The sequence below is a fragment of the Allokutzneria sp. A3M-2-11 16 genome, assembly GCF_024213555.1.
Taxonomy (GTDB): domain Bacteria; phylum Actinomycetota; class Actinomycetes; order Mycobacteriales; family Pseudonocardiaceae; genus Allokutzneria.
Window position 1 is genome coordinate 3,388,013 of record NZ_JANAVO010000001.1, and the last position, 22,553, is coordinate 3,410,565.

Genomic DNA, 22,553 nt, shown 5'->3' on the forward strand with positions numbered 1-22,553 from the left:
AGTACGAGCCGTGAACGTCGCGGAGACCCTCCTCGTCTTTGCGCTGATCCCGCTGGCCATCTACGGCGTGATCGCGCTCCTGACGCTGTGGCCCAAGTTCGCCCGTACCCCGAGGTACCGCCCGGGGCAGGACTGGGACTACGAGCCGGTGTGGTGGACGGCCAACCCCGCCGGGGTGGGTGCGCGTCCCGCCTCCGCCGCCACCGCCGTGGACGCGCAGCCCGTCCGGACCGCTCGGGGAGGTGCCCGTGGTAGCTGGTGAGGTCGTCAAGAAGGAACTCGACCGGGAGCTCGGCGTCGGTGAGGCGCTGACCATCAGCGGCCGGATCTCGGCGGCGAAGATGGTGGAGCCGCAGCCGCCCGCCGTCCCCTTCACGCCGTCGCAGCTCGCGTCCCTTGACGAGGCGCTGACGCTGGCGAGCAGGCTGACCGGGCTGGACTTCAGCGTCTACCTCGGTGACCTCGGCGAGGACAGCCGGGCCAGCGCGGAGTCGCTGCACGCGCAGATCGGCGCGGGCGCCTCCGACGCCGTGCTGATCGCGGTGTCCCCGGGCGCGCGGGTGCTGGAGGTGGTGACCGGCGAGGAGTCCTCCCGCCGCATCTCCGACCGCAGCTGCAAGCTCGCGGTGATGAGCATGGTCGCCTCGTTCAAGGAGGGCGATCTCTCCGGCGGCCTCGTCAGCGGCCTGCGCATGCTCTCCGACCAGGCCGGCCCCGCCCCCAAGCACTAGAATCCACCTCACGCACAGCGAGGCCCGCCCACGATCTCCACGTGGGCGGGCCTCGCTGTGCCCGTTTCGTACTCAAAGCCGCGAAGAGAGCGCTCCCAAAGGCCGTTAAGAGTACGAAACGGGATTTCCGCCACGGCGAGCCGGGTTGAGGGTCGCCGTGGCGGAAAGGGTGGTCAGGAGCGGTCGAAGTCGCGGGCGCGGAGTGCGCGGACCACGCCCGCCCGGCCCTCGGTGATCAGGCGGCGCAGCGCGGGGGACGCCTCGCCCTCCAACCACTTGTCGGCCGCCTCGACCGTGGACTGCTCGATCGCCCAGCTCGGGAACAGGCCCTCGACGCACGGCTGAGCCTGCTCGGTGGAGCGGCGCGACCACATCTCGGCGACCTCGGCGAAGTACCGCGGCACGTACGAGGTCAGCAGCTCGGTCTGCGTCGGGTGGTAGAAGCCGCTGACGATCGCCTCGTTGATCGCGTTGGGCAGCTCGTCATCGCGCATGGCCCGCTCCCACGCCTCCGCCTTGGCCTCGGCCAGCGGGCGGATGGCGCGGCAGCGCTCGGCGGCGCGCTGACCGGTCGCGGTCTGGTCTGCGGCCAGCTCCGCCTCGATCTCGTCCTCGCCCGCCGCGCCGTGCGCGACCAGCGCGACCAGCAACCGCCAGCGCAGGTCGGTGTCCACGGTGAGCCCGCGCAGCTCGCGGGAGCCGTCCAGCCACCCGCGCAGCACGTCCACCTGCTCGGGCCGCAGCACCGAGCCGCACAGCGTGTTGACGTAGGTCAGCTGCTCGTCCGAACCCTCCTCGGCGGACTCGACCAGCTCGAAGAGCTTGGTGGTGAAGCGGAACCAGCCCTCGGACCGCCACGACTCCTCGACGTAGGAGGTCAGCGCGGCCTGGGCCTGGAGCAGCAGCCGCATCACCACGCCGATCTCGGACTCCGAGCCGATGCCGTTGAGCACGAGGGTGATGAAGTCGCGCGCCTTCAGCTCGGCCTCGCGGGTCATCTCCCACGCCGCGGACCAGCACAGCGTGCGCGGCAGGGACTGCTCGACGTCGCCGATGCTGTCGATCAGCGTGGCCAGCGACCCCGGGTCGAGCCGCATCGCGCAGTAGGTCAGGTCGTCGTCGTTGACCAGCACAAGCTTGCCGCGCGGGGTGCCGACCAGCTCGGGCACATCGGTGACGTCGGCGGTGACGTCCAGCTCGATGCGGTTGATCCGCACGAGCTTGCCGGTGGCCGCGTCGCGGTCGTAGACGCCGATCGCGGTGCGGTGCGCGCGCAGCTCACCGGCACCCGGCTTGGCGCCGCTCTGCAGCACGGAGAACGAGGTGAAGCGGTCGCTCGCGTCGACCTCGAACCGCGGGCGCAGCGTGTTCATGCCCGTGGTCTGCAGCCACTGCGCGCTCCACCCCGACAGGTCGCGGCCGGACGCCTGCTCCAACGCGCCGAGCAGGTCGGCGAGGGTGGCGTTGCCCCACGCGTGCTTGTCGAAGTACATCCGCAGGCCGGACAGGAAGTTCTCGATGCCCACGTACGCGACGAGCTGCTTGAGGACGCTGGCGCCCTTCGCGTAGGTGATGCCGTCGAAGTTCACCTCGACGGCCTCGACGTCGGTGATCTCGCACGCGATGGGGTGCGTGGACGGCAGCATGTCCTGCCGGTAGGCCCACGACTTCTCCACGTTGGCGAAGGTGGTCCAGGCGCTCTTGTACTCGGTGGCCTCGGACTGCGCGTAGACGCTCGCCCAGGTCGCGAAGGACTCGTTCAGCCACAGGTCGTCCCACCAGCGCATGGTGACGAGGTCGCCGAACCACATGTGCGCCATCTCGTGCAGCACGGTCTCGGCGCGGCGCTCGTAGACGTAGCGGGTGACGCGCGAGCGGAAGATGTACTCGTCGCGGAAGGTCACGCAGCCCGCGTTCTCCATCGCGCCCGCGTTGAACTCCGGCACGAAGCACTGGTCGTACTTGCCGAACGGGTAGCGCACCCCGAACGCCTTGTTGAAGAACTCGAAGCCCTGCTTGGTCTCGGCGAACAGGCGCTCGTGGTCCATGTGCTCGGCCAGCGACGCGCGCACGTACAGGCCGAGCGGGATCTCGCCCTCGTCGTCGGTGTAGACGTCGCGCCACTCCGCGTAGGGACCGGCCACCAGTGCGACGAGGTAGGTCGACATCGGCTTGGTGGTGGGGAAGTGGTGGGTCACCGCGCCCAGCTCGGTGGCGTCGGTGCGCTTGGCCGCCGCGTTGGAGATGACCTTCCAGTCGTTGGCCGCGGTCACCGTGAGGGTGTAGACCGACTTCAGGTCCGGCTGGTCGAAGCAGGCGAACATCCGCTTCGCGTCCGCCGTCTCGAACTGGGTGTAGAGGTAGACCGACTTGTCCACCGGGTCGACGAAGCGGTGCACGCCCTCGCCGGTGTTCATGTAGCGGCAGTCGGCCTCGACGACCAGCTCGTTGGACGCGGCGAGGTCCGGCAGCGCGATGCCGTCCTCCTCGCGGTAGCCCGTGACGTCCAGCTCCACGCCGTTGAGCACCGCGCGCCGCACCCCGGCCGCGACGATGTCGATCCACGTGGAGGCGCCCGGCTCCGCGCAGGTGAAGCGGGCCGTCGTGGTGGAGCGGAACGTGGTCTCACCGGGCCCGGCGGCACCGTCGGTGAGGTCCAAGGAGATGTCGTAGGACTCCACCTTCAGCAACGCGGCGCGCTGCCGCGCCTGCTCCCACGTGAGGTTCGGTGCTGCCACGTGTTCACCCCTGTCCTGGTTCGTAGACGTCGACTGCTGGGCATCCAATCACGGACCCCCAAAGAACTTTTTACTACCTGTGCGGGGAATGGTCGCGGACGCGGCACGGTTGGCACCAACATGACCGCTGTTGAGCCTGGTAAGACCCGCGTCGACTTCTGGTTCGACCCGCTGTGCCCGTGGGCCTGGATCACCTCCCGCTGGATGCTGGAGGTCGAACAGGTCCGTGACATCGAGCTCGACTTCCACGTGATGAGCCTCTCGGTGCTCAACACCGGCCGTGACCTGCCGGAGCAGTACAAGGAGCTGCTGACGAAGGGTTGGGGTCCGGTGCGGGTGGCCATCGCCGCCGCCAAGCACGGCGGCCAGAAGGTGCTGCGCCCGCTCTACACCGCGATGGGCACGCGCATCCACAACGACGGCAGGCAGGACTGGGACGCCGTGATCGCGGAGTCGCTTGCGGAGCTGGGCCTGCCCGCGGAGCTGGCCGAGGCCGCGACCTCCACCGAGCACGACGAGGAGCTGAAGGCCAGCCACCACCGCGGCATGGACCCGGTGGGCATGGACGTCGGCACCCCGGTGATCCACGTCGACGGTGTGGCCTTCTTCGGCCCGGTGCTCTCGCGCATCCCGCGCGGCGAGGACGCGGGCAAGGTCTTCGACGGCGCCCGGCTGCTGGCGGGCTACCCGCACTTCTTCGAGCTGAAGCGGACGCGGACCGAGGACCCCGACTTCTCCTGAGGCTGTTCGACTGTGTGCGGCGCCACCTTCCCGGTGGCGCCGTTTTCACTGCGTGGGGCCGGTGTTCACCCGGCTGTGTCAGACTCGGGCATGGCCGCGACGGGGCGGCCTTGATCGGCAGGGAAGTGGTAGGCGCAGATGGCGATCAGCGTGTTCGAGCTCTTCAAGATCGGCATCGGTCCGTCCAGCTCGCACACGGTCGGCCCGATGCGCGCGGCGCACACGTTCGTCGCGGGTCTGAAGGCTGACGGCCTGCTCGCCGAGGTCACCCGCGTGCGCTCGGAGCTGTTCGGCTCGCTCGGCGCCACCGGGCACGGCCACGGCAGCGACAAGGCGGTGCTGCTCGGCCTCGAAGGCGAGGACCCGGAGTCGGTGGACACCGCCTCGGTGGAGCCGCGGGTGGCGGGCATCCGCGCGTCCGGGCGGCTGAGCCTGCTCGGCACGCACGAGATCGCCTTCGCCGAGCGCGAGGACCTCACGCTGCACCGTCGCAAGTCGCTCCCGTACCACCCCAACGGCATGACCTTCGCGGCGTTCGACGCCAAGGGGAACGAGCTACGCGCGCGGACCTACTACTCCGTCGGCGGTGGCTTCGTCGTGGACGAGAACGCGGCGGGCGCCGATCGGATCAAGGAAGACGACACCGAGCTGCCGTACCCGTTCCGCAACGGTGTCGAGCTGCTGGAGCAGACCAAGCGCATGGGCATGTCGATCAGCGACATCATGCTGGCCAACGAGCAGGTTTGGCGTTCCGAGGCCGAGATCCGCGCGGGGCTGCTGCGCATCTGGCAGGTCATGCAGGACTGCGTGCGCGAGGGCTGCGAGACCGAGGGCGTGCTGCCCGGCGGCTTGAAGGTGCAGCGCCGCGCCGCGACGTTGTTCCAGACGCTGTCCAACGAGCACTACACGACCGATCCGTTGCGCGTCATGGACTGGGTGACCCTGTTCGCCCTCGCGGTCAACGAGCAGAACGCCTCCGGGGGCCGCGTCGTCACCGCGCCGACCAATGGGGCCGCCGGGATCATTCCCGCGGTGTTGCACTACTACGCGCGCTTCGTGCCCGGCGCCAACGACGACGCGATCGTGCGCTTCTTGCTCACCGCTGCCGCGATTGGCGTGCTGTACAAGGAAAACGCGTCGATCTCCGGCGCCGAGGTGGGTTGTCAGGGCGAGGTCGGCTCCGCGTGCTCCATGGCCGCGGCCGGGCTGACCGAGGTCCTCGGCGGTACCCCGGAGCAGGTCGAGAACGCCGCCGAGATCGCACTGGAGCACAACCTCGGCCTGACCTGCGACCCGATCGGCGGCCTCGTGCAGATCCCGTGCATCGAGCGCAACGCGGTGGCGTCGATCAAGGCGATCACCGCGTCGCGCATGGCGAAGCGGGGCGACGGCACGCACTTCGTGTCGCTGGACAAGGCCATCAAGACGATGCGCGAGACCGGCGCGGACATGAAGGTGAAGTACAAGGAGACCGCGCGCGGCGGCCTCGCCGTGAACGTCATCGAGTGCTGAGCGCAGGGGTTCTCCCGTCTTCAAGTACACCGCACCCCCCTCCCAGCCGTCTTTAACCGCCCCCCACTCCCGGGGCAGCCAGGCGGGGGTTGGGTGCGGTTAAAGACGCTCAGCGGGGTGGTTGGGGGTACTTGAAGACTGTCCAACCACCGAGCGGTCACGTCATGCGGGCCAACGCGGTGCGGGTGGTGTCTCCGCCGAAGGGGCAGCGGGTGATCGCGTCCTCTGTGGACAGTTCGTTCGCGGCGACCGATCGGCAGAGCTGAGCTACCTGGCGCAGTTCCTCGCGTTGGGAAGCGACGAAGTCGTTGTCCACGGGATCTCCGTGCCCCGCAACGACAACGTCGGCGTCGAAGTCGAGGATCGTGGTCAATGCGGTGGGCCAGCTCAGCGGGTGCGAGTCGCCGAACTGGGGCGGAGCGCCGTTTTCGACGAGGTCGCCGACGAACAGGACCCGCGCGTCCGGAACGTGTACGAGCAGATCGTTGCTGGAGTGCGCCAGCCCCACGTACACGAGCGAAACCTCCCGCCCACCAAGGGAAAGTGAAGCGCGGTCATCCACGAGATGGGTGGGCAGCACGAGCGAAGTGCGGTCGAGGGCGTCGGCGATCGCGGGCTTGCCCTGAGCGCGGTAGCGGGCGCTCCAGTTCCGCCGATCGGCGTCGCCGTGCTCGACCATGTCCTTGTGGCACAACCGATGCGCCCACACCGGCGCGCCGGGGAACGCCGAAGTGCCGAAGCAGTGGTCGAAGTGGGCGTGGGTGTAGACGACGGTCCACGGATGCGGAGTGATCTCGCGGACAGCCGCCGCCAGCTCAGCGCCCTGGTCCTCGTCGCCGCGGGTGTCGATCACCAGGCAGCCGTCGTCACCGACCACGAGCCCGACGGTGAGGTCCAACTCCTCGTAGCGCCGCACGTACACGCGGTCGGCGACCTCGGTCCAGGAAACAGTCACGAGAGAACTCCATCGGTGAGAAGCGGGGTCGCGGTGCTGACGTTGACCTCGGTGGCCAGACGGACATCATCGGGGTAGCCCGCCGCGATCAGCTCCTTGGCGCCGACGCATTCACGCAGCAGCGACGCGCCGGTCGCCCGATAGGTCCGCGCGGCCATCTCCGCTTCGGGGGACCGCGACTCGGAAGGCAACGCGGAGATGATCGCGCCCGCGCCGAGCAGGTCCTCCCAGCACGGCCGCAGCGGGTCACCGGGCAGCCGCCAGCGCTCGCCGCCCGCGATGAGCCCGATCGGGCGGTCACCGGCGAGTTCACGCGCTCGTGCGGCGACGGCGTCGGCGTTGCGGAGGCAGCCCGTCAACACCTGGGCCGAGGTCTTCGAGGCCAGGTCACACAGGGTCGCGCCGTTCGCGGACGGCAGTGCCAAAGTCGTGCCCGGCTCGATGGAGACCAGCGAGGACGGCCGCAAGGACAGCTTGTCGCCGAACGCCTCACCCACGGGCAGCCCGGCCCGGCGTGCGTTCGCTGCGGCGGCCTCGTCCTTCCACCGCAGCGGCATGATCCGGGCGCCCCTGCCCACCGCGATGTCCACGGAAGTGGTGAAGGACAACACATCCACGATGACGAGCACGGCGCAGTCGGCACCGAGCGCGGTCACCCCATCGAGGCCCCATTCGAGTCTGACCTGGTAGCCGTCCTGTCTGAACCACGCGTCCACCCGAGCATCCTGACAGGGGGCGGCCAGCGAATAACCGGACGGCGGATGACAGACTCCGTTTCCGTGCGCGTTTACCTTGGATCCGACCACGCGGGCTTCGAGCTGAAGTCCTTCCTCGTCGAGCACCTCACCGGCCGCGGTCACGACGTCGTCGACGTCGGCCCGCACGCCTACGACGCCCTGGACGACTACCCGCCGTTCTGCATCGAGACCGCCCGCCGCGTCGTCGCCGACTCCGGCAGCCTCGGCGTGGTCATCGGCGGCTCCGGCAACGGCGAGCAGATCGCCGCGAACAAGGTCGAGGGCTGCCGGGCCGCGCTCGCCTGGAGCACCGAGATCGCCCAGCTCGCCCGGGAGCACAACAACGCCCAGGTGATCGGCGTCGGCGCCCGGCAGCACACCGCCGAGGAGGCCGCGGCGATCGTGGACGCCTTCGTCGGGACCCCGTTCTCCGACGACGAGCGGCACATCCGGCGCATCGGCCTGATCTCGGAGTACGAGAAGACCAGGGAAGCGCCCGTCCTGCCGTGACGCCGGTTGCCGTGCGCTCCCGATGGGTACCCGGGAGCGCATGGTTCGCTTGCGTGAGTTCGGGACGGCGACGTGGGTGGTGTCCGCCGCGGTCGCCTTCGGGGTGACCGTGGTCGGCGTGCTGGCGCTGTACTTCGCGCAGAGCACGATCATCATCAACGCCTTCGACGGCCAGCCCCCGTGCGGCCCGCCGGACTGCGGGCTGGGCATCGGGGTGTGGCTGATCGTCAGCGCTTTCGTGATGCCCTTCGTCGCACTTGTCGCGGGGGTGATCCACGCCCGCCGCCGTCGTGCGCAGCTCGTCGTCGGCAGCGCCGTCCGCTCTGGGCTGGTGATCGCCGCGTGGTGCCTGCTCGGCTACGTTGGCCTCTCCGTGATCGCATGGGGCCCCGCGTGGTGGCCCAGCTGAACCGAATGAGCGCAGATGCCTGAAGGTCACACGCTGCACCGGCTGGCCCGGCTGCACCACAAGCGCTACGCGGGCCACGAGGTGGCCGTCGACAGCCCGCAGGGCCGGTTCGCGATTGGTGCCTCACTCGTCAACGGACGCGTGTTCGAGAGCGCCGAAGCGATCGGCAAGCACCTGCTGCACCACTACGGCCCGGACCGCACCGTGCACGTCCACCTCGGCCTCTACGGGAAGTTCGCCGAGCAGCCGCGGCCGGTGACGCCGCCCCAAGGGCTCGTGCGGATGCGCGTCATCGGGCCGACGCACTGGACCGATCTTCGCGGCCCCACCGCCTGCGACGTGCTCACCGAGGAAGAGGTCGACGTGCTCCGCGATCGCCTCGGACCCGATCCGCTGCGCGCGGACGCCGATCCCGGCAAGGCGTGGCGTCGCATCGAGAACTCGCGCACGTCGATCGCGGCGTTGCTGATGGACCAGCGGATCGTCGCGGGCGCGGGCAACATCTTCCGCGCCGAAGTCCTCTACCGGCTGGGCATCCCGCCGCTGACACCCGGCCGCGACCTGGACGAGGCCACGTGGAAGGCGATCTGGGAGGACCTGAAAGAGCTGATGGAGTACGGCGTCCGGGTCGGTCGCATCGACACCGTCCGGCCCGAGCACGAGCCGGAGGCGATGGGGCGGGCTCCGCGCGAGGACCGGCACGGCGGCGAGGTTTACGTCTACCGCAGGGATTCCCAGCCCTGTCTGGTCTGCGGCACTCCGGTCGCGACCGCCAAGCTCGTCGCCCGCAACCTCTACTGGTGCCCCACCTGCCAGGCGTAGGAGGAAGCCGGGCCCTTGAGGGATGGGGGGAGGGCCCGGCTTCCAGTTCAGGTGATCAGCAGTTGCGGCTCTGGTAAGTGAGGAAGTTCGGGTAGTTCACGTAGCCGATCGCGCTGTTGTTCCACAGGATCGGCACCGGCCTGTCGTTGAGCCGCTGCTCGTAGTGCAGGTGGAAGGCGCCGGGGCTGCCGACGTCACCGACCAGGCCGACCCGCGTGCCCCTGGCGACCGTGGTGCCCGCCGCGATCAGCGATCCGCGCTGCATGTGCAGGTAGCGGGTGGACCAACCGCCGCCGTGGTCGATGAGCACGAACGAGACGCCGTCGTTGTAGATGCCGCTGCCGGTGACCCGGCCCGCGTAGCTGGCGATCACGGCCTTGCCCTGGGACGGCGGCTGTCCCATGTCGATCTGGGCTTGCGGGAACGTGTGCCCGGTGTGCGTGTACGCCCGCCAGATCTCAGTGCAGCCGAACGGCATCTGGAACACCGGCCGCGCATCGGGTGACGCTTGCGCGCCCGGGGCGACGACCAAAGCGGCCAGTAGGCCGAACAATAATGTGATTACGCGTGCTTTCATGGCTGTTTCCTTTGCGGGGGAAGGATAATCAGCACCTGTTTCGGCTCACCAGGCTGAACGGTCGGCCGGGGATGAGCTGGTAGGTCACGCCATTGAAGATGGGGCGCACCCATTCGCCGTTCTCGCCGTTGTTGTTGCCGTTGAAGTCGTAGAGCAGCTCGTAGTGCAGGTGCGGGACCCCGGTGGCGACACGGCCGACCGTGCCGATCCGCTGCCCGGCGGCCACGCGGGTGCCGACGTTGACGTTCCGGCCGCTCATGTGCAGGTAAAGGGTGAAGTAGCCGCCGCCGTGGTTGATCTCGACACCGCCGACGCCCGGGTGCACCTCGTTCACCACGCCCGCGGCCGCCGCCACGACAGCCGAGCCGTTGGTGACCCCGCCGACCCGGAAGAAGTCGACTTTCTTGTCATCCGGGGAATGTCCGCGATAAGTCGTCAGCGACCAGGTCTGTCCGCAGGGGAAGGGCAACTGGAAATTCGGTGCGGCCGATGACGAAGGGTTCTCCGCCGATGCGGCCGGGGAACCGAGCAGGCCCGCTGTCAACGCCAGTGCAATCCCGGCGACGACGTGCCTGATGCGTTTGTTCATGGCTTTCCTTTCCCGCAGGGAGGGGGAAAGGAAAGCCTCGCAGGCTCAGTGAGCAGAATCCTTGCGAGAACCTTGCGCGCAGTACTCCGCCGCTTCGGCGACGCCCGCGCGCACGTCGGCGGGCGCCGGGAGCGGCCTGGTCAGGTCGAGCCCGTCGAGCTGGTCGGTGAAGCCGAGCGGCACCGGCAACCCCCGCTCCCGCCGCAGTCCGTCCCACCGTCGCGCGAGCCGGTCGGCGGCGTCGGTGTCGCCCAGGTCGCGCGCGATCATGGCCGCCACCAGCACCGCGGTAAGCCGAAGCTGGTCCTGCTGGTCAGGGCGGTCAAGGACCGAGCGCAGCGCGGCCAGGGCGGCCTCCGGCTCGCCCCGCCTGCGCAGCAGGTCCGCGTGCAGGATCTCCAGTACCGCGTAGCGGGTGGCCACCGAGCGCGGCACCGTGCTCAGCCACGCCATCGTCTCGGCCACCAGCCGCGTCGCCCGATCGATCTCCCCGACGGCCAGGTACGCGAACGCCAGCGCCCGCCGCGGTCCTTGGTGCTCCGCGGCGTGCCGCACGTCGCCCAGTTCGCTGTGCAGCCGCGCGGCGAGCGACCGAGCCGTCTCCCGCTCACCCTGGCCCAGCAACGCTTCGATCCGGATCGCTTGCTGTATGGGGGATTCCGGTCGGCCGATGACCTCCGCGCGGCTCAGGTAGGCGTCGCACAGCTCGCTCGCCTCGGCGTAGTGGCCCCAGGCGACCAGCGCGCTGCTCGCGGCGCTGAGCACGATCAGCGCGTCCTCCAGATCGGACTCCAGTGCCTCGGCCACCGCGGGCGGGATCTCCTCCAGCACTCCGGGGTCCATCAGCAGGTTCCGCGCGGTGATCAGGTTCGCCCGCGCCTCCCAGTGCTCGCGTGGCCGGTACCGCCGCAGGTCCGCGACGATCTCCGACATCACCACCACGTTCGCCTGGTTGTCGCCGTCGTAGCCCAGCCGCAGCGCGTGGTGGAACCGCAGCAACGCCCGCGTCTCCGGCCGCGTGTCCGGCGTCCGGAGCGCTCGGTCGAGCCACCGCTGCCCCCTGGTGAGGTGGGCGGGCAGCGCGTACCAGAGCTCGAAGGTCCGCGCGATGATCTCGGCGACGTCCACCGCCCGCCCGTTCGCGTGGCCGAATTCCCAGCAGCGGAACAGGTTCTCGATGTCCGGGGCCAGTTCGCGCAGTGCGTTCGCGCGGTCCAGGTAGACCTTCAACGCGTCGATCCGGGCGGCGACGGCCAGCCAGTGGTCGACGTGCCGGTGCCCGGTCGCCTCCGCGTCGCCGAACGCCAGCAGCCTGCGGTGCGCGAACACCCTGATCATCTCCAGCAGCCGGAGGCGCCGGTCTCGCACCACCTGGTACGGCTGCACGAGGGAGCGGTCGACCAGCGTGCCGAGCATCCCGGCGATCTCCATGCGGCACAACGGAGGGAAGGCGCACACGGCCTCCGCGTCGGCGGGCCGGAAGCCCCCGGGGAAGGTGGACAGCCTGGCCAGCAACACCTTCTCGGCCTCGTCGAGATCGCGGTAGGACCAGTCCACCGCGGCGGTGAGGGTCGCGTGCCGGTCGTCGTCGGAGCCGGTGGTGCGCAGCAACAGGTCCATGTCCGTGCCCAGCCGCGCGGCCAGCTCGATGACCGGGAACGTGCGCACCCGGCTCGCCGCCAACTCCAGCGCGAGCGGCAGGCCGTCCAGCCTGCGGCAGATTTCCCCTGCCACGTCGAGGAAAGCCGCGTCCACCCGCAGCTCGGGATCGGCCTGGGAAGCGCGCTCGACGAACAGCGCGATCGCCGGGTTGTCCGGGTCTATCGGCTCGCCCGCCTTCGGCACGGCCAGCGGGGCGAGCGGGAACAGGGTTTCTCCCGCGATGCCCAGGGGCTGCCGCGAGGTGGTCAGCACCACCAGCCGCGGCCGTGCGGCGAGCAGCCGCCGCACCGGCCCGGCGAGGTCCGTCGCGAGGTGTTCGCAGTTGTCCAGCACGAGCAGTTGCGGGCAGTCGGGAATCGACTCCTCCACTGCGGCCCAATGATCGGCGTCGCTCGGCGCACGGGCTTCGAGCAGTTCCAGCAACGCATCCGCGGCCTGTGTGGCGGTGCGCAACGGCGCCAGGGTCACCGCGAGCACGTCCAGCCACCGGGCGCGGGAGATCTCGGCCGCCGCGTGCAAGGCCAGCGTGGTCTTGCCGGAGCCGCCCGCGCCGGTGATCGTGACGAGCCTGCTCCGCGCGAGCGCCTCGGACACCGCGTCCAGTTCCGCCTGGCGCCCGATCAGCCGGTCCAAGTGCGCCTGCGGCCCGCGCCACCTCGGAGGGGCGACCACCACCACGGACTCCGCGGCGAGAATCTCCTGGTGTAGTGCGCGCAATCGGCTGTCCGGCTCCACGCCGAGCTCATCGACGATGCGACGACGCACTTCGGCATAGCAGGCAACGGCTTCCGCGCTGCGGCCCGCCGAGACCAGCGCCCGGATCAGCCGCTCGGCGACGGCCTCGGCCAGCGGGTGTTCGTCGAGCAGGTGCCGCAGCTCGCCGACGACCGGCTCCCACGCGTTGTCGGCCAGCTCCAGATCGGCCCACTGCACCGCGGCACCGATCCTTTGCTGTTCCAAGCCGCTGCGCACATCGGTCGCCCAAGCTCCGGGCACTCCGGCCAGCGGCGTGCCCCGCCACTGCGCCAAGGCATCCCGCAACAGCTCTTTCCGGCCCGAGGTGGTCGTGCGCGCGGTAGCGAGCGCGGAGCGGAACCGGCACCAGTCCACGGCTTCAGGGGCGACGTTCAGCGCGTACCCGCCGGAGCGCCGCTCGATCGGCGCGTGTTCGCCGAAATGCGGCCGGAGCACGCCTCGCAACCTGGTCAGGTGCGCGTAGATGGTGCTCCTGGCCTCGCGCGGCGGGTGCGCGCCCCAGAGCCGGTCGGTCAGCGTCTCCAGCGGAACGACCTGGCCAGGCGTCCAGAGCAGGGCCGCGACCACGCACCGCTGCTTCGCCGGGCCCAGCTCGACCAGCCGCCCGCCGGTCCACAGCTCGACGGGCCCGAACATCCGGAAGTCCATGACCTCTCCCGCGGTCCAAGGGTGGAGGCGGGCAACTACACCACCGCCGGACGCGCGGAACTAGCCGGGATCGAGCACTCTTTCCGAAAACCTCTCAGAAGTCGAAGTCGCTGCCGCCGAAGTCGAACCCGCCCATCTCCCCGCCGAAGTCCGTGCCGATGTCTCCGATGCTGTCCACATCGCTCGCTCCGGCGAGGTCGCCGACGCCGCCCATGTCCCCGAAGTCGGTGACGGCGGCCGCCGCGGCGACCCCGGCCATCCCGGAGAACATCGCGCCGAACAGCAGCGCGCTCCCGACGCCCCAGGCACCGGCGACCAGGGCGGGCTTCCACCACGGCTCGCTGTACCAGCCCTGCGGCACCGGCCGTCCGGCCACCATGCCGCCGGGGTAGTAGTGCGGGGTGCGGCTGCCGGGGCGCGGCGAGGCCATGTAGCCGTGGCCCTGCACCTCGACGTCGCGCTCCTCGGTCACCGAGCCCGCGTGCCGTTGCCCGTTCAGGTCCGGCAGTTCGGGGCCCGGGTCCATGTCCATGGCGACGCGCGCGGCTCGGACGTAGTAGAGGCCCTCCATCGCGGTCTGCGTGGCGAGGCGGCACTGCGCCGCGGAGTTCGCCTGCTCCATCTGCGAGCCCGCCGCGGTGTAGCGCTCCGAGGCGTCGGCCAGCGCCTGCTTGGCGGCCTCGTTGGTGCCGATCAGGTTCACCACCTGGCCGCCGAGGCGCTCCACCCAGCGGCGGGCCTCGGCCTTGGCGTCGTCCAGCTCCCGGCGCTGCGCGGCCGCGCGCTGCCGGGACATCACCACCATCCCGCCGATCACCGCGATGACCAGCACCACCAAGAGGAACTCCATCACGAGCCTTTCGATCGCGGGACCTGACTCGCCTGGTCAACGGTCGAGCCCACCGCACAGGTTCCCGTTCAGAACATTTCGGCGCAGTGCGGGAGCCGCTCGGTGGAGAAGGTCAGCGCGAGCGTGACCAGCGCGCCCGGCCGCAGCTCGCTGATCCGCCCGGCCCCGGCCAGCTCGGACGGGGCGGTGCCGCCGAGGAACAGCGCGCCCAGCTCCTCGACACCCATCGCGAGGTCCGCGTCGTCGTCGGTGCGCCGGACCCGGGCCACGCCGTCGCCGTCCACGGTGAACCGCCAGCGCCCCGCGTTCCAGGGACAGAAGGTGTCGGTCAGCTCCAGGACGAGATCGGCGGGCACGCTGTAGCGACGCCCCACCAACGCGCGGTCCACGTCGACAAGGCGAATCCACAACCCGTCCCCGACCCTGCGCTCCGCCGCGCGGCGGTCGACGAGCATGTGCGGCAGCGGATCGTCCACCGCCATGTTGTTGTACGTGACCTCGCCCGTCAGGTCGATGTCGAGCAGGTGGCGCCAGATCGCGGCGTGCGCCACCGGGTCCACTGAGACGATCTCGTGCGCGTCCACCCGGTGCCGCGGCCCGCGGAGCGTCACGTTCGCCTGCACCCGATACGCCGCATAGGCCCCGGGATGCACGGCGAACCGCAACGGGGTCGTGGTGCCGTCGTCGAGGTACCAGCGTTCCCACTCATAGTCGGTGCGGCCGATCCAGCCGATGCGCTTCGGAGCGACCCGCGCGTAGATCTCTTTCATGGCAACGAAAGCGTCCTGGCGTGGCAGTTCGCGCACGCGCTCGCCCCCACAGTCCACAGTGGACACAAATGCGCTGCCCCTGGGAACCGAGGTGAACAACCGCATCGACGCCGAGCCATAGCCGAAACGCCCGTAAATGCTCGCCTCGGAACACCACAGCGCGGTGATCGGCTCCGCCGCTTCGTTGTGCAACCCTTCGAGCTGAGCGCGCATCAAGCTTGTCAGGACACCCCGGCGGCGGTTTCCCGGCGCGGTCGCGACCGCGACTACCGCCGCTACCGCGCGCGAGCCGGTTCCGGGCATTGTCATGCTTTTCGGAACGATTCCCGCTCCGCCGATCATCTCGTTGCCGTCAAAGGCGCCGTGGAAGTGGCCGTTCCCGAACAGCACCCGGTCCAGCGCCACTGCCTCATCGGTCGGCGCAGTCAGGAAGGCCGAGTTCACGGTGCGCTGGAAGGTCTCGAAATCGGAGTCGCCGAGCAACCGGACACGCGGGGGCGCTGTGGTCATGGTCACTGTGTTACTCAGGCCGAGGACACTCGGCCACTGGTTTTTTCATCCACGCGGGAACACGCCCTGTGTGACGGTGGTCAACATTGCGCAATCGACGGCGCGGTTCCCCTTAAATTGCTCGACATGAATCTGCCGGAGTCATCAACGTTGATGTCCGAAGCGGGCAGGCAGTCCCTCCTCGATCTGGCCGACCGAGCTGACCGGATCGCCGACGAACTGGCTCGCGCCGTGCGCGACTGGGACCTCCCCGCCGAAGCGGGCGAACTCCTCGTCGACGACGGCTGGCGCCTCGCCCTCGCCGCGCAGCGCACCAGGGAACTGGCCGCCGACGCGGTCACCATCGAACAGCGCATCGCCGTCATGGAAGCCCAGTTCGGCCAGGACTAGCTCGACCGGAGCCGCTCCCGCATCGCCCTGGTGATCTCGGTGAGCTGGCTGAGCTGCTTCGGCGAGAGCACGTCGATCAGGTACGACCGCACGGTCCGCACGTGCCCCGGCGCGATCCGGCGCAGCAGCTCCACACCCTCGTCGGTGAGCACCGCCAGCACCCCGCGCTCGTCCAGCGGATGCGCCTCCCTGCGCACCAGCCCCGCCTTCTCCAGCTTGCCGACCTGGTAGGTCAGGCCGCTCTTGGAGACGATCACCGCCGCCGCCAACTCCGTCATCCGCATCCGCCGCTCCGGGCACGCCGAGAGCGTCGAGAGGATGTCGTACTGCGCGTGTGAGATCCCCGCCTCGTCCTGCAACTGCCGCTCCAGCTGGCGCTCCAGCAGGTTCGTGGCCTCCAGGTAACCGAGCCAGGCACGCATCTCCGGCGGGGACAACCAGGGCGGCTCGCTCATGCCATCGACTGTAAACGAGCCGGAAAGGACAAAGACTGTCTACAAAGGACAGTGCCCGGCGCGCGGAGCTGTCGGCCCGATGGTGGTCCACGCCCAGCCGGACAACGCAGGTTCGGCAGGAACTCGCACCGCGGGGGGAGTGGGGGACTCGGTCCCCCAACATGACAAAGGAGGCTGGGAGGTTGCGACGCAACCGACCAGCCTCCTCGTCGAGAGCGGGTGACGGGAATCGAACCCGCGTGGCCAGCTTGGAAGGCTGGGGCTCTACCATTGAGCTACACCCGCACGACGCCAAAGGCGACCGCGACGCTGGGAAGCGTACAGGCTCCGGCTAGGCTCGTGCGAGGCAGTACCGGGGTGTGGCGCAGTTTGGTAGCGCACCCGCTTTGGGAGCGGGGGGTCGCAGGTTCAAATCCTGTCACCCCGACGATGGGCGACCTGTGCCTGCGGAGAGCGCAGGCCGGGTCGTCTTCGTATCACCGGGGGGCCGAGCCCCCCGAGACCCCCCACGTTGCGGTTGGTTCCGATCCAGCCGGGTTGCGTTCGGTTCGGGGCTGCGTTCCGGTTGTGTGCGGCTGCGTTCGGTTGAGGCGTTGTCGTGTTCTGGGCTTCGTGGGTGCCACCGGAAGGTGGTTGCGGGGGCTGACATAGACTCGCTGGCTGTTACCCGGGGCCGGATCCGGTTTGCCGGGGTTTGCGCACGCTTGTTGTCCGCACGAGGAGAAATACGTGAAGAGCACCGTCGAGCAGCTGAGCCCGACGCGCGTCCGGATCAACGTCGAGGTGCCGTTCGACGAGCTGAAGGCGAACTTCGACCGGGCGTACCGGAAGCTCGCCAAGCAGGTCCGCATCCCGGGCTTCCGCCCCGGCAAGGCCCCCGCGCGCGTCCTGGAGAACCGCCTTGGTCGGGGCGTCGTCCTCGACGAGGTGGTCAACGAGGCGATCCCGGCCAAGTACCTGGAAGCGGTGAACACCGGCGAGGTGCGCACCCTCGGCCGCCCGGACATCGAGCTGACCAAGCTGGAGGACGGCGACCTGCTCGCCTTCACCGCCGAGGTCGACGTCCGCCCCGAGATCACCGTCCCCGCCTTCGGTGAGCTCGCCGTCACCGTCGACGACGTGGAGCTGGCCGACGAGGAGGTCGACACCCAGCTCGACGAGCTGCGCGCCCGCTTCGGCAGCCTCGTCGGCGTCGAGCGCCCGGCCGAGAAGGGCGACTTCGTCGTCCTCGACCTCTCCGCCACCGTCGACGGCGAGGACGTGGAGGACGCCAAGACCTCCGGCCTGTCCTACGAGATCGGCTCCGGCCAGCTCATCGACGGTATCGACGACGCGCTGATCGGTGCCGCCCAGGGCGAGGCCCGCTCCTTCACCACCAAGCTGGTTGCCGGCGAGCACATCGGCAAGGACGCCGAGGTCACCGCCGTGGTCCAGGGCATCAAGGAGCGCCAGCTCCCCGACGCCGACGACGAGTTCGCCCAGATGGCCAGCGAGTTCGACACCCTCGACGAGCTCAAGGCCGACCTGCGCACCCGGCTCGGCCGGGTCAAGAACATGCAGCAGGGCATGCAGGCCAGGGACAAGGTCCTGGAGGCGCTGCTGGCCGTCGTCGACGTGCCGCTGCCGGAGACCGCGGTCGAGGCCGAGGTCGACGTCCGCAAGTACGACGCGCTCTACAACTTCGGCCAGGACGACGCCAAGCTGGAGCAGTGGCTGGAGGGTCAGGACAAGACCCGCGAGCAGTTCGACACCGAACTGCGCGAAGCCGCCGAGCAGACGGTGAAGACCCAGCTGGTGCTGGACGCGGTCGCCGACGCCGAGCAGGTCGAGGTCAGCGACAACGAGCTCACCGAGCGCATCGTCTACCAGGCGCAGCGCTTCGGCATCAGCCCGGACGAGTACGTCCAGCGGGCCCAGCAGTCCGGCCAGCTCGGCGCGATCTACGCCGACGTGCGCCGCGGCAAGGCGCTCGCCGGGATCGTCCGCAAGGCCACGGTGACCGACGCCTCGGGCACCGCGGTCGACATGGACGAGCTCTTCGGCGCCGAAGAACCCGTGGCCGCGGCCGCGGAGTGACGACTGAACCCTCCAGGGGTGCCGGGGCTCACCCCCAGGACACGCTCTGAGCGAACGCGGGCGGTGTCGGGACTACGACGCCGCCCGCTTTCGTTAGGGTCGATTGCAACAAGATCTTCCCAGCCGGCGGATCCCGCCGTGGGGCCCCGGTGGCGACACGAGATCATCCAAGGCCACCGACCATCGTGGAAAAGGCAGGCAGACGTGACGCAGCACGAGACCGTCCCGACGCCCCTGATGCGGGCGAACAGCAGCGGGCTGAACCTCAACGACTCGGTGTACGAGCGCCTGCTCCGTGAGCGCATCATCGTCCTGGGCTCGCAGGTCGACGACAACATCGCCAACCAGATCTGCGCGCAGATGCTGCTGCTGGCCGCCGAGAACCCCGACGAGGACATCAAGCTCTACATCAACTCGCCCGGCGGCTCCGTCACCGCCGGCATGGCCATCTACGACACGATGGAGTTCATCGAGCCGGACGTGGCGACCTACGGCATGGGCCTGGCCGCCTCCATGGGCCAGTTCCTGCTCTCCGCGGGCACCAGGGGCAAGCGCTACGCCCTGCCGCACGCGCGGATCATGATGCACCAGCCCTCCGCCGGCGTCGGCGGCACCGCGGCCGACATCGAGATCCAGGCCCAGATGCTGGTCAGGCACAAGCGGGAGATGGCAGAGCTCATCGCCGCCCAGACCGGTCAGCCGGTCGAGAAGATCGTGGCCGACTCCGACCGCGACCGCTGGTTCACCGCCGAGGAAGCCAAGGACTACGGCTTCATCGACTCCGTGATCAGCCGCGCCGCCCAGACCCGCTGAACCGCCGAACCGGATAGGAGAGCAGGAACATGATGAGCGAGTCACGCTCCCCGCAGTCCAGGTACATCCTCCCGTCCTTCGTCGAGCGGACGAACTACGGGGTCAAGGAGTCCAACCCCTACAACAAGCTGTTCGAGGAGCGGATCATCTTCGTCGGCAGCCAGCTCGACGACGTCTCAGCCAACGACGTCATGGCGCAGCTGCTGTACCTGGAGTCCGCCGACCCGGACCGCGACATCGAGATGTACATCAACTCGCCCGGTGGCTCGTTCACCTCGCTGATGGCCGTCTACGACACCATGCAGTACGTCCGCCCGGACATCCGCACGGTCTGCCTCGGCCAGGCCGCCTCCGCGGCCGCGGTGCTGCTGGCCGCGGGCACCCCCGGCAAGCGCTCCGCGCTGCCCAACACCCGGGTGCTCATCCACCAGCCCGCCACCGAGGGCGTGTACGGCCAGGTGTCCGACCTGGAGATCCAGGCCAACGAGATCCAGCGGGTCCGCAAGCTGCTGGAGACCACGCTGGCCAGGCACACCAAGCGCACCCCCGCGCAGGTCCGCGCCGACATCGACCGTGACAAGATCCTCACGGCCGAGGAGGCCAAGGAGTACGGCATCATCGACGAGGTCATGCCGTACCGGAAGCTCTCCGCGAACTAGCAGCGCGCGCGGGGCGGATGTGTAGTAAACAAGTGGTCCTGCCTCGACACGCCGAGCAGCACGGTTTCCGTTGCGTGCTCGGCGTGTTCGAGAGAGGCTTGTGACTCACTTACCGAGGACACGTTCGGAGCACGACAGTTCGGCAGACGTGTCCTACCACTCTCGCTTTTCCGGGTGGGACGGGTACCGTCGAGGACGTAGACGGCCAGGCGCGCGTGCGGGTGCGCCGGAGGGGACAGAGGTCAACGGCCATGGCACGTATCGGTGACGGCGGCGACCTGCTGAAATGCTCTTTCTGCGGGAAGAGTCAGAAGCAGGTGAAAAAGCTCATCGCCGGCCCCGGCGTGTACATCTGCGACGAGTGCATCGACCTCTGCAACGAGATCATCGAGGAGGAGCTGGCCGAGGCCGGCGACGTCAAACTCGACGAGCTCCCGAAGCCCGCGGAGATCCACGACTTCCTCGATCAGTACGTGATCGGGCAGGGCGATGCCAAGCGCACGCTGTCGGTGGCGGTCTACAACCACTACAAGCGCATCCAGGCGGGCGACCGGATCAAGGACGGCCAGAACGACATCGAGCTGGGCAAGTCCAACATCCTGCTGCTCGGCCCGACCGGCTGCGGCAAGACCTACCTCGCCCAGACCCTGGCGAAGCTGCTCAACGTCCCGTTCGCCATCGCCGACGCCACGGCGCTGACCGAGGCGGGCTACGTGGGCGAGGATGTGGAGAACATCCTGCTCAAGCTGATCCAGGCGGCCGACTACGACGTCAAGCGCGCCGAGACCGGCATCATCTACATCGACGAGGTCGACAAGATCGCTCGCAAGAGCGAGAACCCCTCGATCACCCGTGACGTCTCCGGCGAGGGCGTGCAGCAGGCGCTGCTGAAGATCCTGGAGGGCACCACCGCGAGCGTGCCGCCGCAGGGTGGCCGCAAGCACCCGCACCAGGAGTTCATCCAGATCGACACGACGAACGTGCTGTTCATCGTGGCCGGGGCCTTCGCGGGCCTGGAGCGGATCGTGCAGGACCGGGTCGGCAAGCGCGGCCTGGGCTTCGGCGCGGAGATCCGGTCCAAGGCCGAGGTCGACGCGGCCGACGTCTTCGGCGACGTCATGCCGGAGGACCTGATCAAGTTCGGCCTGATCCCGGAGTTCATCGGCAGGCTGCCGATCGTGGCGACCGTGGAGAACCTGGACAAGCCCTCGCTGGTGAAGATCCTCACCGAGCCGCGCAACGCGCTGTCCAAGCAGTACCAGCGGTTGTTCGAGATGGACGGCGTCGAGCTGGAGTTCACCAAGTCGGCCCTGGAGGCCGTCGCCGACCAGGCGATCCTGCGCGGTACCGGTGCTCGTGGCCTGCGCGCGATCATGGAGGAGGTGCTGCAGCCGGTGATGTACGACATCCCCAGCCGCACCGACGTCGCCAAGGTCGTGATCACCGAGCAGACGGTCCGGGAGAACGTGAACCCGACCATCGTCGCCCGCCAGCCCACGCGCCGCGAGCGCCGCGAGAAGTCCGCCTGATCGGGCTATCTCTCCCGGCCACCTGATGCGTCCCCGCTCCCACCTGACCGGGGTTCCGCAGTCTTCAAGTACGCCGAACCCCCCTCCCCGGACACCGTTAACCGCTACTAACCCCCAAGGCGCGCTCAGGGGTTAGTGGCGGTTGACGGTGATCAGGAGGGGGGTTCGTTGTACTTGAAGACGGGAGAACTGCCTCAGGGGAGGTGGCGGCCGACGAAGCGGACCACATCGGGCAGGACTCGGTTGTAGAAGGTGTGGTTGTGGCCGCCGGGGCCGGTGGCGGCGACGACGGGCTTGGCGCGCTGGATGAACTGGCGGACGCCACCGATGAAGCTGTCCTCGGTGCCGCACCACATGCCGACCTTGGCCACGCCGTGCTTGTCGATGTTGCGCAGCGGGTCCATCGAGGCCCACTCGGCCTGGTCGCGGAACGCCTTGCGCTTGCTCATCTCCGACCACGAGGTGATCAGCGCGGGCGAGATCGCCGCGATCGCGCGCACCGGGTCGCGGCGCTCCTGCCTGCGGCGGGCGTAGAGGAACGCGCCGAAGCCGCCCATGGAGATGCCGGAGACGGCGAAGGGCTTGCCCTCCGGGCCGCCGAGGCCGCGCTCGGCCAGCCAGGCCGGGATCTCCTCGAGCAGCATCGCCATCGGGTTGTCGTTCTGCTGCTGGTGCCAGTAGGTGTTGGCGCCGCCGTCCACCGCGACGAAGGCGAACGGGCGGACGTGGCCCTTGTTGACCGCGGAAGCCAGCGCGCCGGCCAGGTCGCCGCCGGGCGCGGTGCGGGCGTTGCTGAAGCGACCGTGCAGCAGCAGGCAGACGGGCAGGTCCTTGCTGGTGTTGCTGGGCAGGAAGGTGGCGATCTCCACGCTCTGCCTGCGGTAGGCGGAGCGGACCCGCTCCACCCGCACCACGCCGCGCGAGGGGGCCGAAGCCAGCGCGGGTGTGCTGCTCGGGGTGGGAACGGGCTTGCTGAGCCCCTTCTCCGGCTGGCGCAGCGCCCCGCTGCCCGCGCTCACCCCGAGCGTGACCGTGGCGGCCGCCCCCGCGGCCGCGCCCATCAGCACCGTGCGTCGGACGACGCGGCGCTGACTGTTGCCCCCCTGGGCCACGC

General features: G+C 69.5%; 22 protein-coding genes and 2 tRNA genes. 13 read left to right on the top strand and 11 right to left on the bottom strand.

All coding sequences use genetic code 11. From position 1 onward, the window contains the following. Nucleotides 1-10: 10 nt before the first annotated feature. Nucleotides 11-262, top strand: coding sequence for an aa3-type cytochrome oxidase subunit CtaJ (gene ctaJ, locus NLX83_RS16670; protein ID WP_254235757.1), 252 nt, complete (start codon nt 11-13; stop codon nt 260-262). After that, nucleotides 249-731 carry a DUF5130 family protein gene (locus NLX83_RS16675; protein WP_254235758.1) on the top strand — a complete coding sequence of 161 codons (483 nt, stop codon included), beginning with the start codon at nt 249-251 and terminating at the stop codon, nt 729-731. Before ctaJ ends, NLX83_RS16675 begins: the two co-directional genes overlap by 14 nt. Before the next feature lie 173 nt (nt 732-904). On the opposite strand, the gene pepN is transcribed toward NLX83_RS16675, so the two are convergent. After that, nucleotides 905-3,469: an aminopeptidase N gene (gene pepN / locus NLX83_RS16680; RefSeq protein ID WP_254235759.1), complete on the bottom strand. Its 2,565-nt coding sequence runs from the start codon at nt 3,467-3,469 to the stop codon at nt 905-907. A 120-nt stretch (nt 3,470-3,589) separates the two neighbouring features. On the opposite strand from pepN, the gene NLX83_RS16685 reads away from it, so the two are divergent. Together NLX83_RS16685 and NLX83_RS16690 are read left to right on the top strand one after the other, a co-directional pair. Continuing rightward, nucleotides 3,590-4,210, top strand: a complete 621-nt coding sequence (locus tag NLX83_RS16685) for a mycothiol-dependent nitroreductase Rv2466c family protein (RefSeq protein ID WP_254235760.1) — start codon at nt 3,590-3,592, stop codon at nt 4,208-4,210. 138 nt (nt 4,211-4,348) lie between these two features. After that, nucleotides 4,349-5,722: an L-serine ammonia-lyase gene (locus tag NLX83_RS16690; protein WP_254235761.1), complete on the top strand. Its 1,374-nt coding sequence runs from the start codon at nt 4,349-4,351 to the stop codon at nt 5,720-5,722. Nucleotides 5,723-5,879: 157 nt separating this feature from the next. Here NLX83_RS16690 and NLX83_RS16695 read toward each other — a convergent pair whose 3' ends face one another. After that, nucleotides 5,880-6,677 carry an MBL fold metallo-hydrolase gene (locus NLX83_RS16695; RefSeq protein ID WP_254235762.1) on the bottom strand — a complete coding sequence of 266 codons (798 nt, stop codon included), beginning with the start codon at nt 6,675-6,677 and terminating at the stop codon, nt 5,880-5,882. Continuing rightward, entirely contained in the window at nt 6,674-7,393 is a 720-nt protein-coding gene (locus NLX83_RS16700; RefSeq protein ID WP_254235763.1) for a 2-phosphosulfolactate phosphatase, read from the bottom strand. Before NLX83_RS16700 ends, NLX83_RS16695 begins: the two co-directional genes overlap by 4 nt. A 63-nt stretch (nt 7,394-7,456) precedes the next feature. Here NLX83_RS16700 and NLX83_RS16705 point away from each other — a divergent pair, with 63 nt between their 5' ends. From NLX83_RS16705 to NLX83_RS16715, 3 genes are read left to right on the top strand one after another with little or no spacing between them, the layout of a single operon-like run. Next, a complete protein-coding gene (locus NLX83_RS16705; RefSeq protein ID WP_254235764.1) occupies nt 7,457-7,924 on the top strand; it encodes a ribose-5-phosphate isomerase in 468 nt (155 codons plus the stop codon). 40 nt (nt 7,925-7,964) lie between these two features. Next, nucleotides 7,965-8,333: a hypothetical protein gene (locus NLX83_RS16710; RefSeq protein WP_254235765.1), complete on the top strand. Its 369-nt coding sequence runs from the start codon at nt 7,965-7,967 to the stop codon at nt 8,331-8,333. 15 nt (nt 8,334-8,348) lie between these two features. Next, nucleotides 8,349-9,155 carry an Fpg/Nei family DNA glycosylase gene (locus NLX83_RS16715; protein ID WP_254235766.1) on the top strand — a complete coding sequence of 269 codons (807 nt, stop codon included), beginning with the start codon at nt 8,349-8,351 and terminating at the stop codon, nt 9,153-9,155. 55 nt (nt 9,156-9,210) lie between these two features. On the opposite strand, the gene NLX83_RS16720 is transcribed toward NLX83_RS16715, so the two are convergent. From NLX83_RS16720 to NLX83_RS16740, 5 genes are all read right to left on the bottom strand, one after another. Continuing rightward, nucleotides 9,211-9,732: a M23 family metallopeptidase gene (locus NLX83_RS16720; protein WP_254235767.1), complete on the bottom strand. Its 522-nt coding sequence runs from the start codon at nt 9,730-9,732 to the stop codon at nt 9,211-9,213. A gap of 28 nt (nt 9,733-9,760) precedes the next feature. Next, on the bottom strand, nt 9,761-10,321 hold the full coding sequence (locus NLX83_RS16725) for a M23 family metallopeptidase (protein ID WP_254235768.1): 561 nt from the start codon (nt 10,319-10,321) through the stop codon (nt 9,761-9,763). Between the two features lie 45 nt (nt 10,322-10,366). Then, nucleotides 10,367-13,387 carry a BTAD domain-containing putative transcriptional regulator gene (locus tag NLX83_RS16730; RefSeq protein WP_254235769.1) on the bottom strand — a complete coding sequence of 1,007 codons (3,021 nt, stop codon included), beginning with the start codon at nt 13,385-13,387 and terminating at the stop codon, nt 10,367-10,369. Nucleotides 13,388-13,481: 94 nt separating this feature from the next. Continuing rightward, nucleotides 13,482-14,237 carry a hypothetical protein gene (locus NLX83_RS16735; RefSeq protein WP_254235770.1) on the bottom strand — a complete coding sequence of 252 codons (756 nt, stop codon included), beginning with the start codon at nt 14,235-14,237 and terminating at the stop codon, nt 13,482-13,484. 68 nt (nt 14,238-14,305) lie between these two features. Next, a complete protein-coding gene (locus NLX83_RS16740; protein WP_254235771.1) occupies nt 14,306-15,517 on the bottom strand; it encodes a GNAT family N-acetyltransferase in 1,212 nt (403 codons plus the stop codon). Nucleotides 15,518-15,643: 126 nt separating this feature from the next. Here NLX83_RS16740 and NLX83_RS16745 point away from each other — a divergent pair, with 126 nt between their 5' ends. After that, nucleotides 15,644-15,907, top strand: a complete 264-nt coding sequence (locus NLX83_RS16745; protein WP_254235772.1) for a hypothetical protein — start codon at nt 15,644-15,646, stop codon at nt 15,905-15,907. Here NLX83_RS16745 and NLX83_RS16750 read toward each other — a convergent pair. Both NLX83_RS16750 and NLX83_RS16755 read right to left on the bottom strand, forming a co-directional pair. After that, nucleotides 15,904-16,362, bottom strand: a complete 459-nt coding sequence (locus tag NLX83_RS16750) for a MarR family winged helix-turn-helix transcriptional regulator (protein ID WP_254235773.1) — start codon at nt 16,360-16,362, stop codon at nt 15,904-15,906. The genes NLX83_RS16745 and NLX83_RS16750 overlap by 4 nt on opposite strands. Before the next feature lie 214 nt (nt 16,363-16,576). Further along, nucleotides 16,577-16,647, bottom strand: a tRNA-Gly gene (locus NLX83_RS16755). 68 nt (nt 16,648-16,715) lie between these two features. On the opposite strand from NLX83_RS16755, the gene NLX83_RS16760 reads away from it, so the two are divergent. From NLX83_RS16760 to clpX, 5 genes are all read left to right on the top strand, one after another. Further along, nucleotides 16,716-16,789: transfer RNA gene (locus NLX83_RS16760), tRNA-Pro, on the top strand. Between the two features lie 302 nt (nt 16,790-17,091). Next, on the top strand, nt 17,092-18,438 hold the full coding sequence (tig, locus tag NLX83_RS16765) for a trigger factor (protein ID WP_254235774.1): 1,347 nt from the start codon (nt 17,092-17,094) through the stop codon (nt 18,436-18,438). Nucleotides 18,439-18,675: 237 nt separating this feature from the next. Further along, nucleotides 18,676-19,251 (top strand): ATP-dependent Clp protease proteolytic subunit, encoded by a 576-nt coding sequence (locus tag NLX83_RS16770; RefSeq protein WP_254236243.1) that lies wholly within the window; start codon nt 18,676-18,678, stop codon nt 19,249-19,251. A gap of 32 nt (nt 19,252-19,283) precedes the next feature. Then, on the top strand, nt 19,284-19,910 hold the full coding sequence (locus tag NLX83_RS16775) for an ATP-dependent Clp protease proteolytic subunit (RefSeq protein WP_254235775.1): 627 nt from the start codon (nt 19,284-19,286) through the stop codon (nt 19,908-19,910). Between the two features lie 251 nt (nt 19,911-20,161). Next, nucleotides 20,162-21,439, top strand: coding sequence for an ATP-dependent Clp protease ATP-binding subunit ClpX (clpX, locus tag NLX83_RS16780; RefSeq protein ID WP_254235776.1), 1,278 nt, complete (start codon nt 20,162-20,164; stop codon nt 21,437-21,439). Between the two features lie 194 nt (nt 21,440-21,633). Here the strand turns inward: clpX and NLX83_RS16785 are convergent, their stop codons facing one another. Continuing rightward, entirely contained in the window at nt 21,634-22,551 is a 918-nt protein-coding gene (locus NLX83_RS16785) for an alpha/beta hydrolase (protein ID WP_254235777.1), read from the bottom strand. Between the last annotated feature and the right edge of the window lie 2 nt (nt 22,552-22,553).